Origin of the sequence: Nisaea nitritireducens, from assembly GCF_014904795.1 — a bacterium.
GTDB lineage: Bacteria > Pseudomonadota > Alphaproteobacteria > Thalassobaculales > Thalassobaculaceae > Nisaea > Nisaea nitritireducens.
The window spans coordinates 1-15,499 of the sequence record NZ_JACZFS010000080.1 but is presented as its reverse complement, the minus strand read 5'-3'; the positions used below and the strand labels follow the sequence as shown (position 1 = coordinate 15,499).

At 57.1% G+C, this 15,499-nt stretch carries 8 protein-coding genes and 4 pseudogenes; 5 read left to right on the top strand and 7 right to left on the bottom strand.

What is annotated here, in order from left to right; all coding sequences use genetic code 11:
• Nucleotides 1–8: 8 nt before the first annotated feature.
• From IG629_RS22255 to IG629_RS22250, 3 genes and pseudogenes are all read right to left on the bottom strand, one after another.
• Entirely contained in the window at nt 9–896 is an 888-nt protein-coding gene (locus IG629_RS22255) for a phage/plasmid primase, P4 family (protein WP_226887027.1), read from the bottom strand.
• Nucleotides 885–1,130 (bottom strand): annotated as a pseudogene (locus IG629_RS22815) (transposase); the annotation flags it as partial. The gene IG629_RS22255 and the pseudogene IG629_RS22815, both read right to left, overlap by 12 nt.
• 180 nt (nt 1,131–1,310) lie before the next feature.
• Nucleotides 1,311–4,313 (bottom strand): calcium-binding protein, encoded by a 3,003-nt coding sequence (locus IG629_RS22250; RefSeq protein ID WP_193174057.1) that lies wholly within the window; start codon nt 4,311–4,313, stop codon nt 1,311–1,313.
• A 552-nt stretch (nt 4,314–4,865) separates the two neighbouring features.
• Here IG629_RS22250 and IG629_RS22245 point away from each other — a divergent pair.
• From IG629_RS22245 to IG629_RS22230, 4 genes and pseudogenes are all read left to right on the top strand, one after another.
• Entirely contained in the window at nt 4,866–6,017 is a 1,152-nt protein-coding gene (locus tag IG629_RS22245) for a helix-turn-helix transcriptional regulator (protein WP_193174056.1), read from the top strand.
• A 122-nt stretch (nt 6,018–6,139) separates the two neighbouring features.
• Nucleotides 6,140–6,351: pseudogene (locus IG629_RS22240) on the top strand (IS3 family transposase); the annotation flags it as partial.
• A 190-nt stretch (nt 6,352–6,541) separates the two neighbouring features.
• Complete coding sequence (locus IG629_RS22235) at nt 6,542–7,513, top strand: alpha/beta hydrolase (RefSeq protein ID WP_193174055.1); 972 nt, start codon at nt 6,542–6,544, stop codon at nt 7,511–7,513.
• Nucleotides 7,514–7,627: 114 nt separating this feature from the next.
• A pseudogene (locus tag IG629_RS22230) lies at nt 7,628–7,747 on the top strand (transposase); the annotation flags it as partial.
• Between the two features lie 2 nt (nt 7,748–7,749).
• Here the strand turns inward: IG629_RS22230 and IG629_RS23030 are convergent.
• The 4 genes from IG629_RS23030 to IG629_RS22215 form a co-directional block, all read right to left on the bottom strand.
• Nucleotides 7,750–7,857 (bottom strand): DUF6880 family protein, encoded by a 108-nt coding sequence (locus IG629_RS23030; RefSeq protein ID WP_404923917.1) that lies wholly within the window; start codon nt 7,855–7,857, stop codon nt 7,750–7,752.
• 271 nt (nt 7,858–8,128) lie between these two features.
• Nucleotides 8,129–10,270 carry a S8/S53 family peptidase gene (locus tag IG629_RS22225; protein WP_193174054.1) on the bottom strand — a complete coding sequence of 714 codons (2,142 nt, stop codon included), beginning with the start codon at nt 10,268–10,270 and terminating at the stop codon, nt 8,129–8,131.
• A 34-nt stretch (nt 10,271–10,304) separates the two neighbouring features.
• Complete coding sequence (locus IG629_RS22220; RefSeq protein ID WP_193174053.1) at nt 10,305–11,516, bottom strand: phosphatase PAP2 family protein; 1,212 nt, start codon at nt 11,514–11,516, stop codon at nt 10,305–10,307.
• Between the two features lie 32 nt (nt 11,517–11,548).
• Nucleotides 11,549–13,342, bottom strand: coding sequence for a hypothetical protein (locus tag IG629_RS22215; RefSeq protein ID WP_193174052.1), 1,794 nt, complete (start codon nt 13,340–13,342; stop codon nt 11,549–11,551).
• Nucleotides 13,343–13,707: 365 nt separating this feature from the next.
• Between IG629_RS22215 and IG629_RS22210 the strand changes: the two are divergent.
• A pseudogene (locus IG629_RS22210) lies at nt 13,708–15,499 on the top strand (hypothetical protein); the annotation flags it as partial.

The window sequence follows — 15,499 nt, the reverse complement described above, 5'->3', positions numbered from 1 at the left end:
TGAGATGCCTAGGTAGATTGGGTGGTTTTCAGCCGAAGCCTCCTAAACATTGAGGTTCTGGTATTCGGATGCTTAGCCCGTTCGTAGCCTCGATCAGCCAGTTTTTGGCTGAAGCTTTTCTCTGTCCCCGCATGCTCACCGGTAGTCGCACACCATTCCTGCCAATCCCCGAAGATCGTACGGGTGGGCGTTTCGTTCCCTTCGAAGAGCTCGATCGGCTGGCACCTCTCTCCGAGAAACCGTCCCAGCGCGTCTTCCTCAAGCAGATAGTCGTTGGTCGCTCCGCGGATGGAAGCTGAGGGATTCAAACCGATCCTCTGCCACTCGAGGCATCCTTCGATTATCCACGCGAGAATCCCAGACCACTCGGCTTCGAGCGCTTCCGCAAGTTTTGGGTCGCGCCGGTCCGCGGGAACCGTGTGGTCGAAAGGGATCATGATGAGCCTACGCTTGATCGCTTCATCCACGTTCCGAAGGGACGGCTTGTGGTTGCCGGCGATGATCAGCGTGAACTGGGGCGTATAGGTGAAGTTGTCCTGGCGCATATAGCGGGCCGTGATCTCATCGCCGCCGGTGATGCGCTTGATCTTGGCCTCCGCCCATCGCTGTCCGTCATCCGTCTCCTGCGCCAACACGAGCCGGCGCCCCCGGAGCATGGCCTGGTCTGTCGAATGGCGCTCATAGGTGCTGCTCGTGAACGTTTCGACTGCAGCGGTTGCGGCATAGCTGCCGAATATCCGCTGAACCGTGTTCAGCAGCACGCCCTTGCCGTTACCGCCTGTGCCGTAGCAGAACGCGAGCATGTGCTCTTCGCAGGTGCCAGTGAGTGCATAGCCCAGCAGCCTCTGAATGAAACCGATGGTCTCTTCGTCATCGCCGTAGGTTTCTTTCAGCATGGCGTTGTCGAGCATCGCCTCTGCCAGCAGTTTCTTCAGACGCGCGTTCTCGTCTTCAAGTCCCTTCAGCCGCTTGGCATCGGATATCTCCAGGCCACCATACTTGGCCTTCCATTTATAAAACGTCGCGTCACTGATCCCGTGACGGCGGCAGACATCCGCCGTCTTCTGGCCAGCCTCCTTCTCTCGCAAATTCGAGATGATTTTCTCTTCATTGAACCGACTGCGCATCATGAAATCCGTCTCCTCTAAGGTGACGGACTCTACTCAAAAATGGAGAAATCTTGGGACTCACGCCACTCGGACACCCAGCTAGAACGACACAGCCATACTACTAAGAGCGGAAAATACCGGGCACGCCTTGAAGGCGTGCCCGGCCAGCGCTCTCAGGAGCAGGGGGGTATCAGAGGAAACTCAGAATAAGATATCGATCACGCTATAGCTCTCAACGCCGCGCACTGTGAGGTCAATCGAGGTGAACTCGAAAGCCCCCCGTGAGCCGTCATCGATCCAGTATTGCAAGTTGGCGAGATCACTCTGAATTTCGGCGCGACCCTGTTCCTCAAGGGTGAGCCCTAGTTGCATGGCGTCGCTTCCCTTGCCGCCATTCATGAAGTTGACCTCTCCCTCGTTCTCACCAAATGTGAAGAGGATCAGGTCGTCGCCCTGGCCGCCATGCACGCTGTCGGACCCTGCCCCGCCATCCAGCGTATCGCCGCCGGCGTTACCGAGCAGAGTGTCATTCCCGGCACCGCCCTGGAGCAGGTCGGCATCGGCGCCACCAAAAAGATGGTCATCACCGCTCTCACCCGCAAGTGTGTCGGATCCGGCACCTCCACGCAGTGCGTCATCGCCGATGCCACCCAACAGCATGTCACTTCCTTGTCCGCCGCGAAGATCGTCATTGCCGTCTTGACCGAAGACCGCATCGTTGCCGGCGTTACCGCGGATCGTGTCATTCCCGGCATCGCCGGAGAGCATGTCGTTTCCGCCGCCGCCGAATATCAGATCCGCATCGGCGCCGCCTTCGATCACGTCTGCATCGGAGCCACCCCGAATCTCGTCATTGCCCTCACCGCCAAGCAGCGTGTCGTTTCCAGTTCCTGCTCGCAGTGTGTCGTTACCCGTGCCGCCATCCAGCAGGTCGGAACCCTGTCCGCCATGCAAGGAGTCGTTGCCGGCGCCGCCCAGGATCACATCATCGCCCTGTCCGCCACGGAAAGTATCCGCACCCTCTCCGCCGGCCAGCGTGTCGTCACCCCGGCTTGGTTCAGACCCAGCAAGGCTGATTGTGGTGCTGGAGCCGTCATAGGCGGCAAAGAAGATACCGGTAACGCCATTGAGTGCCAGAGTCCCACTCCCGAGCGCGATGTTCCCGGCCGCCGTACCACTAAGCGCGGAGAGATCGGAGCCCAAGATCGAAATAACATCCCCGACCGAGAAATCCTCGATCGTGTCGCCGGCGAGGTGGGATTCGGACCCGACAAAGGAGTCGTTGCCGCTGCCACCATTGAGCAGATCCGCGCCAGCCTCGCCGGTAATCCGGTCGTCGCCAGCACCGCCGCTGATGGTGTCATTGCCGCTGTTGCCACGCATAATGTTGCCCAGCGTGCTGCCGATCAGCAGATCGTCATGACTGCTGCCACGAACACCTTCGACATCGATCAGCGTATCGAACCCGGTGCCGCCGCCGCTCGAGGTTCCGGCTTCCAGATCGACAGTGACGTCGCTGGACGCATCGCGATATTCGGCACGGGTCGGTGACCCGGCGCCGCCGCTGCCGATGATGGTATCGTCGCCACCGCCGCCGCGGACCTCGATTATCGCCATCTCACCCGGCGCGATGCCGCTGGTATCGATCAGGTCGTTCTGGGAGGAGGTGCGGAAAACGTAGCCGCCCTCGCTGTTCCCGGTTTCGAAATTCAGCAGTGTATCGGTGCCAGCCAAGCCTTTCGAGACTGTGCCGCCGGCAAAATCCACCGTGATCGCCTCGCCACTGGAGCGATAGTCCATGATGAAGTAGCCGGCATCACTCTCGAAATCGATGGTATCATTGCCGCTGCCCGTGTTTATGCCGTCAAAGCCGGAGGCCGCGTTGGCGACCCCGTCATTTCCCATGTAGATGTAATCGTCGCCGGCTCCTGCCTCACCCCAATCGTCGCCAGACCCCATAATGATGGTGTCGTTGCCCGCACCACCGTTGAACGCGTCGTTCCCGGCGCCAAGATCGAGAAGATCGTTGCCGTCCTGCCCGCTGACAGTGTCGTTACCGGCAAGCGCGCTGATCGTGTCGTCACCGAGCCCACCAAGCAGGAAATCGGAGCCGTTGGTCGCGACCTCGGTCTCTGCAAACTGGAAGGTCGTGCGGACATTGCCATCGTAGCTCGAATCAAAAATGTTCAAGATTTGGAACGTACCCTCAAGCGTGAATGTGCTCTCAGCGGTACCATCATTATCTTCGTCGATGGAAACCGTCGTCGTCGTTCCGTTATTGGTCACGGTGAAGTCGCTTGCTTCGAGCGAGGCACCATCATAGTTGAAATAATCTATCTCCCCGCCAACGTTAACATCAGTGAAGAGATCACCGTCCAGATCCTCGGCGCGCCCTTGGAACTCGTCCTGACCGCTGCCGCCGACAAGGGTGTCAGCGCCTAGCCCTCCAAGAAGCGTGTCTGTCCCAGCGCCGCCATCGACATAATCATTTCCACCAGAGGAGGGGCGGAAATTCTCTCCAGAAACCCAGTCATCACCGTCGCCGCCATAGATCTGATCAGCACCGTCCTCGCCATTCAAGCGGTTGTTGTTCGCATCGCCGACCATCGTGTCATCGAAAGCGCTTCCGTTGGCGTTACGAATGCCGGACACAGTGTCGGTGCCGCCCTGACCGTCCTGGACAAGTCCATTCACAAAATCAACATGGATTCCTGTCGTAGCATTGTAGTGATTCAGATAGCCGTCACCGCCATTTCCGGTCAGGACATCGTTGCCGGCATTTCCCTGGAACTGGTTCGTCGTCGCGTTTCCGGTGATTGTGTCGTTATGGGCCGACCCCCAGACGTCCTCGATATCGATCAAGGTGTCTGTCCCGCCATTACCATCGCTCGCCGTGCCGGTCAGTAAATTGACATTCACGCCAGCATTCGAATTCAGATAATTCGCCGCATCGCCCCAGACATGCGTACCACCGTGCAGAATGTCGTCGCCGGGACCACCTTCGAGGAAGTCGTCGCCAGCCTCGCCATAGATCTCATCGTTACCGGCACTCCACCAGACCTGATCGTTTCCCGCGCCACTGTATATTGTGTCATCGCCAGCCGCCGCATTGATCGTGTCGTTGCCGTCATAACTGAAATAGACATCCGCTGCGGAATCTCCGCTGAGGAAATCGTCGCCAGAACCGCCGGTAATTGTCGCCATTACATCCCCCTGATCAAGCAGCTACGGAACCTGTCGACCGCAGCAAATTTTTTTAACCCGAGCAAAAACAGCGTCTTGCCCGAAGGGGAAGTATCGGGAACCGGTTGCGGAACTACATCCCCCAGTTGAGGTATGGAAGGGCGAAAAATTTATCGTGACGACAATGACGTCAAATAATTCCCGCTCAAAACTGGGGTGGTTTCCAAAAAAATACTGGTTTCATCTAGATGGGTTGGATACCTGAAATCAGGAATATTCAATTAATGAGTTCGACATCAAAGCTCGGTCTGGATATCGCGCGGAAGCCGGCAGCGTAGCCCCGGCTTAATATTTTAAAAATGACAGATGTTTGCAACTATCTATGCCACAAAATGATATTTTTTCAAAATAGTGGATCGCATTTTTCGAGCGGAACATTATCGCTCGCGCCCTATCCTCTGGACATACAGAAACACACGTCATCTTGAACACTATATTGTTGCTAAATTGATATTAATTTTTAACAATTCTACGCTCTGGGTGGTGTTTTTTATTCTATGCGGGGAAACTGGAATGGGCGGCCTTTCGCATTCACTGATAAGCAAAATTTATGACACAGCTATCGACAGCGAAATATGGACCGAAACACTCGAGCAATTGTCCCTTGTACTCAATGGGAGGCATAGTGGAATTATCGTTGTTGAAGGCTCAAGCAACCTGCCCGACATTTCCTTTGGTAGTTCCAAGTGGACTGCCGAGATCAGGGCGCGGTTTGCCGCTGAAGCCGCTGAGTTTGAACAGCATGCATTTCAGGAGCTTCTCAACCGCGAACCACGCCGTTTGGTCAAGGACCTGGATTGCTTCGGGACATTGGAGGAATTCACGAACAACCCCGCCACCAAATTCAATGAACGTCACGTCGGGACATTCCACAGGGCCGCGTGTCGACTGAACGATCATGGAGCTTGGAACGATTTCTTTGCTGTTCAATATGAAATCGGCCGGGGCCCAGTAACCGACGCGGAGATCGAGACCAGCACGATCTACCTGCCCCATGTCGCGAAAGCTGTGGAACTGTCGCGCCCGTTTTTGATGCTGAAGGCGATGTACAGGGCCGCTCTTTCCGTCCTTGATAAACTGAAAATCGGTGTTCTGATTGTTGAGGGTACAGATAAAGTCATCGTCAAGAATCAGGAAGCCGCCCGTCTGCTGGAGGGGCCTGCACCGATTTCGCTCGATCGCGCAGGTCGATTGCAGTTTACCGGCCCCGATCAGGGAGCCGTCAGCGCGAATGTGAGTCGGGCCAGTGCAACGGCGCGCGCTGAAGACACCTTCAGCGGCTCCTGGCATCTGCTGGCCGATCCGGATGGCGGGGAGGTGATCGTCGATATCATTCCATTGGGTGACCCCAATGGCGAATTGCAGCGCGGTTTACGCGCCGCTGCGGTCATTCTGACCGACCCCAAAAACAGGGCATCGATTTCCGAGACCGGTATGGGGGAGGTCTATGGCCTGACCAAAGCCGAAATGGAGATCGTCAGCCATATCTTCGACGGCATGGCCACGGAGCATATCGCCGAGACCCGCGGAACATCTGTCCAAACGACCCGCGGCCAGATCAAGTCGGCCCTGCGCAAGACTGGTTCCGGCACAAGGGTCGACCTCGTGCGCCTTGCCACCAAGCTTAATCCGCCGGTTATGCGAATCAGCGAACCGAAGCCATAGCGTAGAGGCTGTGCCTTTTCTGCCCCGCACAGCGCTGCATTTTGTGGCCTTGACCCTGAAATCTGGTCCGCGCTAAGTGGGAAATTTTGGGTGCATTCCCAAGTTGGAGGAATGCACCGTTTCTGAAGAAAAGATTTTCAGACGAGCAGATCGCTTTTGCGTTGCGCCAGGCGGAGTTTGGCGAGATGTGCCGGAAGATGGGTGTCGCAGAGGTGGATTGAAGATGAAAACGGCAAGCTCAAACGTCTGGTTGCCGACCTTACCTTGGACAAGGCGAAACTTTAGAAAGCTTTGCGAAAAAGTGGTGAAGCCCGTCTGTCGGCGTGAGACTGTGCGCCATTAACAAGAGTGTCCGTCGTCAAAATCTTTGGCTAGTTGGTCCGCTGATTTAACGGAGGATCTGGCTCACCTTGTTTGATGTTAGGCAGCTTGCCGCTGATGCTTGAAGTGGCGGTTTTTTCTTGCTCGTTATTTTTAATGGAGATCAATAAACTAGACCGCAAAGGCGGATGATGGAGAGAGTCATGAAGCATATCGGATGTTGTCTGGTGGTACTTTTCGGGGCTTTTGCGCTCTCTGCTTGTTCTTCCCACAGTCAATTTGTGCCGTCTCAGCGGACGGCACTTCACCTTCCTAACCCAGGCCATAGTATTCTGGTGATCCACACCCATGGGTCAGCTGGCGATGATCAGGTTGATATCTGTAATCCGAACGGTGGTCCGTTTTATGGTGGGCAGTCGGTTCCAGACGTCATTGAGCGTTTGGACACCAGTGATCGAGAAATCTTCGTTTATGGCCTCTGCCATTTCGAGACCGGTGACTTGCTTGGAAAGAAGATCGGTAAAAAACGAAATCTACCGTGCCGATACAATCCGGACGTTCGGGACGAATACGGTAACCTTGACCAGGGGGATCGGCTCAAAGTTTGCAAGCGAGCGCATGCCATCATTGCGATGGTCGAGAAGTTCAAGACCTTCAATCCTACTCTTGGATCAGATCGGATTTTCCTTTCTGGAACATCGGCTGGTGCATGGGCGTCGCTCCTTGCAATTAGAATACGGCCAGACATAGCCAACGCCGTGATTGCCTTTGCACCAGCGTTCACAGGGCATTACGCCCAGGCAATATCCGATTGCCGCCGAATGGGGATAACGGAAGAGAATTGCAAAGCGTACGATCGAGGCAAACGTAAGATCGCTCGTAAACACATTGAATTTCTAGTGAAGGATGATCTCGCTGCGATGGTTTTCGCATTTGAAGGCGACCCATTTGAAGATCCGATCACCCTTAAGCCGTTGATTGTGCGACCTGAGACACACATGTTGCCCGCTCCTCCAGAGGAGCGGCCAAATGCTTGCTTGTCGACGATGGACTATCCGTTCCAGTCACCGCATTCCTGTAATCACCGTCCTTGGTTCGCAGATCATTACGGCCCGCTCTTATCCATCTATGTAGCTTGCCGGGTAGATGATCCAAAGGCTGAGTGCGCACCATAGGACCGATGCGAACCCATTATTGATCGATACTGAAAGTGCGAAAGATAAGGGAGAGTGAATAGCCCTTAGATACGGAGACGCCTTCTTCCCTAATTTTGAGGCAAGAAGGCCGACATGGGCAAAGGTCATTTCAGCGACGATTTCAAACGTGACGCGGTGGCCCAGATCGCCGAGCGGGGCTATCCGGTTTCGGAGGTTTCGGAGCGTTTGAGTGTGAGTCCGCATTCGCTCTACGGTTATCGGCCGGGGAATAGCTTGGTGTTAATACCGATTACCAGCTGAGCCAACTGTTCAGCTCCAAGAGCCTCTAAATTCTTGGCATTCAGGGTTGTCTTCGAGGCCAAATAGTTTTCCCACAAACACTGGGTAGCGAAATTGTGGTGTTCGGCCTGAAGGGGGCAGGCAAAATAAACACAAAATCAATCACTTAGGAAAAATCAGCCGAGCGGTTTTCTGCGTTTAAGGCCAAAAACAAGGCCCGCTGCTTGTGAGCATCCATGCATATGGCCACTATCAGTACATGCAGTCCTGCCTTGGGGGCACCGCCGTTCCTAGACTGGGGTCAAATCGCGAGACGGCACGGTCAGAGGGGGATTGCTTGCTACGCAAGCTATTTCAATCCCGCTCCGTGATCCGGCCGCGGGTGACCGGACGGTCGAGCCGGTATTTTGTTGGCGTATTTTCCTTGAAAAGAATCCGAGCTTCGCCCGCCCTCAATTCAGGGCCTCGGGTGACCGGGCGCGGGATCGGGTGGCGATCGGCAGGCCGTGTATCAAGGTTCGGTGCCCATTTGGGCTCCCCGCCAATCACTTTTTCGCCTGCCGCTGCCAAGTCCGCCAACACCTTGATCGCACCTTTATTCTCCACCTTGCCGACCCGCTCGGCCAACATGCGGACGGCCAGCGGGCCGGCGGCACTGGTGCCCGTGAGTGAGAAGGTCGCTCCCGACCGGTTGCCCGTGGTCAGAATTCCCGCCAGGACCCGGGAGCAGTCGCTCGGCAGCAATGCGGTTGGCAGCTTGGTCGTCGTCTCAGGAGACGACGCGCCGGAGTACAAGGCCAGTCGGCGGTCGCCGTCCCGATAGCCACCGATTACCAGGGAGGTGTACCCCGTCGCCGTTCCGCTCAAGCTGCCGAATCGGCGCACGACCGCGTCGTGGTAATCGTGTTCCGACCAGTCGCCCGGTGACGTGAAGCGCGGGTTCTCGGGGTCGTCCAGATAACCGCTGCCGCCTCGGTTCGGGTAGCCCAGTGGCAGCTCCTCGCGCTGTACCCAAGCGGTGAGGCTTTGCCCTTTTTTTACGGTTGCCGTGACGGCGATCTGCCAGAGTCCCGAAGGCGCGGGGGGGCGTTGTGTATCGAGAATGTCCGTATCGGTGGGGGCGACGATCAGGGTCACCCGCTTTTTCGGCCCGGCCCAGTAAGGGTCCTCGAGGCTAAGCTGGGCGATTACATTCTGCGGATCCTTAGACCCGTCACAGAGGTCGGAACGCAGTACAGCGCCCGGGTCGGGTTGTTGTGGTGGCCATGCCGTGAGCGGTGGCCCGCTGGGCGATGTTACGTCCACCTGGATACCAGTGGCGTCGGCAGGCAGCCAAACCTCGAGCGCGCTTGAGCTCGGATCACCAGGGGGGACGCGCCAGGGTAGATCGAGCGTTACGGAGCCCTTGCTGGCTGCCTTGATCGATGCATGGCGCCGGCGCAGGAAGTCGTTCCCGGTCACGGTCACGAGCTCGGCGATCCGATCGGGCTTCGGGGGCTCTGGACAGTCAGAGCGTTTTCGATGGTTCTCGAGCAGGTGTTCCACGATCAATTCGAGCCAGTGGGTGCCGTCGTGGGGACCGCCGGATAGCCCGTAGCTGAGGTTGATGAAGACGGGCACCGGCATTCCCAGCTCTTTTTCGATCAGCCGTGCGCGCTGCAGGATGTATTGGACTCCCCAAGCGACGAACCAGCCGAGCACGGAACCTGAACCGTCCCAATTGGCGATGCCGGGCAACTGAACCGTGATGAGCCGGACGTTCTCGGCAATTTCGGCCTGTGACAGGTCGTACCCGCCTGCGAGGTCTAGCACTGCGGTCCCATGGGAGGCGTGCTTGAAAGCAGAGGGTTGCTGGGCGTGAAGCAGGTCGGCGAGGCCAAATTCCCTCAGGATATCGTCCTCCTCCTCATGCTCGGCCAATACAGTGTCGATTTCGTCACGCCTATATTCCCTGCCGAATGGTACTGTGTTCCGTTTTCTGTCGAACGGCGCATCCTGGATCCAAGCGTACTCTACCCGGCTCTCAGAATCAGGTAACTGGAAGCGCCGGTTGGGGAAGGCGATGCCATCGTCGATCACGGCAACGATGGCCGGCGTCTTGCCGCAGCGTGCCGGCGGGCACCATTTAGGGTCTGCGATCGTCCCGGTCTCGTTCAACGTGCTTTCCGGAAGCGGAACCGGGAAGATTGTACCGTCAACGCCTGGAGTCGGCTCGGCTCTGGGCAGACGGGTTTCCGCCTCTGCCTTTACGTCTACCTCTCTTTGGATCACGGGTACGAGGCTCTTCCCGTCCAAGATGGCAGCAAAAGGTAAATACAGTTTATCAGGATCTGACCGATCGATTTCCTGTCTTTCCAGGACGATCCGATAGGGCTTCTTGCCGGGGCGGAAGTCGACCAGGAAGTCCTTCCCGCTGACCCGCGTCCAATGGCCGTATGGGTCGGAGGATGTACTAGGGTGCGTTCCGCCGATCTCCCAGTTCAGATTTCGCGTCATCGCCGCCCTCCCTTTCGTTTCAGTGGCGACGGTGTCAGACCGTCCATTCCTGTTTCGCTTGCTCCCACAGCCATGCCAAGGGAGGCGAGGGGGTGATGCCCGGCACGGGTTCTAGGAGTTTGATTGCCCCATTCTCTATGCGAGTCCACTTGCCCCCGCAGCTCTCCATCAGATCGGTGAGATGGAAATCTGTGTCACAGATACCCGGTCCGATGAACTTGCCGGGGATCACATCTATACGATCCCCCGCGCGGGCGGCGAAGTACTGGCCGAGGGTCTGTCCCAGCATGGCGCCGGAAATACTGTCGGCAGGGAAATGGACGCCGGCGACGACGCGGTTTGTCGAGATGCGCGCTGCCTGACGGTCAAGCATGCGCCGGAGTTCGAAATTTTTTGCGTCGGGGTCGATAAGGTACTTCAACATCTCCGAGACGATGAAAGCTTCGACTGCATGGGCCGCCGGCAGCGAGCCATGGCCCGGGGTCGGGATCATTGGCTGGATCTGCACGGAATAGGCGTCCGGCCGCAAACAGGCGAGTGCATGCTTGACCCGCATCGATATGGTCGCGGCAAAGCCCTGGGCAAGCGCGATCAGCTCCAGGGTGTATCGGGTGCGCTCGGGATGGAAACCGGCGATCGCCGAGAAATACTCGGTTGGGAAACCGACCTGGGTCAGGATCTCGGCATAGCGATCTGAACGCAGATCCGAGTACCCGCGCACCAGACCGAGCTGTTCTTTAAAATCGCACTGCGTCGGACGCTGAAGCGATGCCAGGAAGGCAGGCGTGGTCGTCTCTGGGACTTTTTCATCAGGTTCGGGCGGCGGCCCTCCCGGGCCATGTCGCACGTCCGTTTGGAAATCCCGATGCCAGATTGCGATCCAAGGTTCGCCCGTCTCGGGGCTCCAGACACGAAACGCAAGACGCGACAGAATCTCATTTTCCAGAATGAAACTGCGGACCCAGGGAGCCCAGAGCCGCATGTTCGCCGAGGACTCGCCGTCCATTTCACTCGGTGACCGGGTGTCGCCTTTCCAGGGTCCGGAGATACCATCCCCAGCCAGCAGTATGCCGGTCGATTGCAAGGGCGTGTAAGCTGGAACCCCAGCACGCACCCCGATCCCGGCGTCGAGCCCGGCGCCGCCAGCGCCGCCTGCCCCTCCGGCACCGCCCGCGCCCCCGGCACCACCTGCTCCCCCGGCACCACCTGCTCCCCCGGCGCCACCTGCGCCTCCAAATGCTGGCATATTCCCCTCCTGCGTGACCGGTTGAACCGTAACTAGTGTGGGACGCCCGCTTCCTTCAAAGCGGATGCCCAATCGCGACCCGTGGCGAATGCCCCGGCCGGGTGTTCTGCGAGATAGCTGCTGACCCTGAACCGGGGCTCGATACGCATCAGTTCATCCGCGGTGAGACGTGCCTCATCAAAGCGGCCAAGACGGTGTTGCGCGATCGTCTTGACGCGCAGTGTCGATGGGTGGAATCGGTTGTGGCGCAATGAGCTGTCCGCCAGGGTCAGGGCCATTTGGTAGTTGCCCGCCGACAAGTGGGCTGTCGCCGATAGGGAATCGTAGTGATAACGCTGCGGGTCCAGCGGCGAGAGCCGCCGGGCTCTATCCGTAAACTGGACAGCCTCGTCTCCTTGATCGCAGAAAGCTTGGACGACACCCAGCAACAACCACGCAAGAGAGCAATTCGGATCGCTGTCGATGGCCCCTCTATAGCGTTCTTTGGCGACATCCATGCGACGCCTGAAGTGGCTTTGCGCCATGCCGTTGAACGACAATGAGACCGGGCATTGCGGGTCGAGATCAAGCGCGCGCTCAGTGCGATCGAGGGCGCCTTCTGCTTCGATGCGAATGTCTGAGCTAAAACCCTTTTGAACCTTGAGAACATGCCACATGCCAAACCAGGCTTGCGGGATCGGCCGATCGGGAGCTCTCTCAATTGCAGCTGCTAGAAGTTCGCGGGATTTGACGAAGTCATCCAGTTTGCCGCGATACATGAGGGCGATCGCACCCATCAGCATTTCATGGCACGCGAGCGTTGGCAGTGGGTTTGAGCGGATCAGTTTGAGCGCTTCGGCAAGTACAGAATGTGCAGCATATCGGGCAATCTCACGTGATATCTCTACCCCGCCATGCAGAAAATCATCCGTCTCTGCGGAGAACTCACGGCTCCAAAGGAGTGTGCCTGTGCGCACCTGATGCATGTCGATAGTAAGCCCGAACTCACTTGATCGAGCGTCGAGCTCGCCGGTCAGGATGTAGTCGACGCTTAAATTCCGGGTGACCTCCTGAAGCGAGGCCAGGCGAGAGCTGTAGTTTCGAGCCGAAAGGTGCGAAATCACGCTGAACGTGCCAGTTCTCGAAAGCGTGCGCGATATATCCTCTGCAATGGCGTCGCCCAGAGCCGTCGCCTGATCGCCGGTATGCCGACATTGGAACGGCAGGACGCCAATGAATGGCAGCAGGTTCAGCTGCTCAACCGCATATTCGATCCCCAAGTCGGTAGACGGCGGGTTCTCCACTGGCTGCAGCGTTGATCGCGGGTGGATTGGCACGGCCGAACCAGAGTTCGCTTCAAGTTCAGAACGCTGTTGGCGCAACCAATCGTCAAACCCCTCCTCGTATTTGACGTCGAGGCCTTCGAGAAACTCGCCGTCCCGCGGTGTCCCTACAATGTTCAGTCGATCCAGGCTGAGTGTTACCCGGTCGCGGGAGGTAAGCAGAAGACTGCGCGCGTCGGAGCCAAGCGCTTGCCGCAGACCAGCCAAAGCGCTCCTAAGACTGGCGGCTGCTTGGGTCGCGGCGACGTTTCCCCACAGCTGACTCTGCAGCCAGCTCCGTGTCCGCGTGCCGTTAGCGCCTGTCGCAAGGAGGGCAACCATCGCTTGCTGCTTCACCCCGAGCTTCACAGTCTTGCCTGTCGGCAAGTTGAGCGAGAAAGCTCCATAAAGGCAAAGGCTGTATTTCAAATGTTCACGGGCATTCGAAAGCTCAGTCGTCTCGGCCATCCCGTGATCAAGTCGCCCCGTACTCTGTTCAGTACTCGGGCCAACCATGTACGCCATCCCACGCTCCCCATCCCCGCGAGAACAGAGCGAAGTTACCAGTATGGATTGAACTTTACGAGTCTTTGATTAAACATTCGTCGTTCTTTCCGGGCGATAATCCGATCAGTCTTCAAGCTCTTCCGTTCCAGGCGCGGCTGGCAGAATTCAGGAATGAAAGCCAGCGACCTTGAGCCGCTCGTGCCGGTCCAGCCATCAGATGACTGGATGGAACAGGTACGGCTCACGGCGTTATTCCACAGGATTGTCGATTTCACGTTTCGCTGACGCTCCAGTCACGCTCGGTTTGCGCTGCCCCTCTAGGGTTTTCCCACGAGAACATCTCGGCTCGCAGGTCGGCCGATTCGCAATTCAAGGGGGGTGTCGTGTCAAATCTATTCAACGAGTTGTTTTATCTGTCTCAGTATGCGGACGTTGCTGCGGCTGTAGAGGACGGCTTTTTTGAGTCGGGTGAGGTGCACTATCAGGCACATGGCTTTGGTGAAAACCGAGACCCGAGCAGTTTTTTTGACACCTCTACCTATCTTTCAAACAATTCTGATGTTGCCGCTGCGGGGGCCAACCCGCTCACGCACTATGAGCAATTTGGAGCCTCCGAAGGTCGGGACCCGACCGCAGGTTTCGATACGTCCTACTACCTTGCCAGCAATAGTGATGTTGCCAGTTCTGATTTAAATCCGCTTTATCATTTTATTCAATTCGGAGCGTCCGAAGGGCGGGCGCCCAACGCAAATTTCGATGCAACGGCATATTTGAATTCTAACGCTGATGTCGCATCTGCGGTAGCAGCAGGGACGACGACTGCTGCGGCTCACTATGTCGAGTTCGGAGCTGCAGAGGGCAGGACTCCGGATGGCAGCACAGCAGTGTCATCTGGGCGCGTGGTCGATGGTTATATCTCGGGTGCTAATGTCTTTGTCGATTTGAATGGTGACGGAGTTTATAACCCCGAAACTGAAACGCAGGTTCAGACGAACTCGCTTGGGCAGTTTGACTTTGGTACCCCAGTTTACGGGGAGATTGTAAGCACAGGCGGCACCGATATCTCAACCGGCTTGGCCTTCGTTGGCACGCTCAAGGCGCCATCAGGCTCAGCCGTTATCAATCCTTTGACAACGTTGATAAACCAAATCAGTCAATCTACCGGCCAATCATCGGCCGCAGCTGAGGCCCAGGTCAAAGCTGCTCTCGGGATCGATTCCTCTGTCAATCTTACAACGCTTGATCCCATCGCCACGATCAACAGCTCGACGGCGGACGATGCTGCAAAGAGCGTTGCTCTGGCAGTTCAGGTTGCCGCCGCAAAAGTTGCCAATTTGGTCGCGCAAGCGTCCGCTGCAGGTGTCGGGGCTACTGGAGGGGCCAGTGCGCCGGCAGGAACAGACGTCGCGGCAGCAGATTTCGCATTTTCTTCAATTGCCTCCACAATTACCCAGTCGGCGAGTTCAGGAGGTACAACCGACCTCAGTAATGCAACCACGATTAGTTCAATCTTATCTGCGACGTTAACCTCTACTGCCGCAGGGGCAGGAACAACCATCGATGAGACGCGCCTAACAACGCTTGCAAGCGACACCGCGACGATTGCCGCAGCTAGCAATGCTGGGATTGACACACAGGTCGCAGCTGGAGGTGCGGCTGCCACAATTCTTACGTCGGTCGTCAAGAGTCAGGTTATCGCTCAGGGTACGGCAAAAACTGCGATTCAAGAGGCATCGCAATCAGGAGACTTCAGCTCAGCGACAACCAGCTTTACTGGAACAGCTCTGACGACAGCAGTTGGAAGTGCGACGGTAGGTGATATCGACGGAGATGGTGTTACTGGAAACGAGCCAGGAGCAACCACCACCACCACAACAACAACCACCACCACGACCACCACCACCACCACCACCACTTCGACAACGACCGTAACAACGCTTGCTGAGTTGGATACCGCTATTGCTGGAACTGCTACAGCGATTGCAATTGGTGCTAACTTGGATGTGACTGGAAAGGATTTAACGGGCTTCACAACTGGCATTGCGGTAAATAGCGGATTTACGCTTACCGGAACAATTGCGCAGTTAGCTGCGGAAACCCTGTCTGGCGCGGGCAACGTGACTGCAACCGGCACAACCACGGTCACTCAAGCGAATGCCCTGGACTCCGCTATAA

Bases quoted from the DNA above. Each gene is read 5' to 3' on its own strand.
- IG629_RS22255 (WP_226887027.1), bottom strand. From the start codon at position 896: ATGCTGAAAGAAACCTACGGCGATGACGAAGAGACCATCGGTTTCATT.
- IG629_RS22250 (WP_193174057.1), bottom strand. From the start codon at position 4,313: ATGGCGACAATTACCGGCGGTTCTGGCGACGATTTCCTCAGCGGAGAT.
- IG629_RS22245 (WP_193174056.1), top strand. From the start codon at position 4,866: ATGGGCGGCCTTTCGCATTCACTGATAAGCAAAATTTATGACACAGCT.
- IG629_RS22235 (WP_193174055.1), top strand. From the start codon at position 6,542: ATGAAGCATATCGGATGTTGTCTGGTGGTACTTTTCGGGGCTTTTGCG.
- IG629_RS22225 (WP_193174054.1), bottom strand. From the start codon at position 10,270: ATGACGCGAAATCTGAACTGGGAGATCGGCGGAACGCACCCTAGTACA.
- IG629_RS22220 (WP_193174053.1), bottom strand. From the start codon at position 11,516: ATGCCAGCATTTGGAGGCGCAGGTGGCGCCGGGGGAGCAGGTGGTGCC.
- IG629_RS22215 (WP_193174052.1), bottom strand. From the start codon at position 13,342: ATGGCGTACATGGTTGGCCCGAGTACTGAACAGAGTACGGGGCGACTT.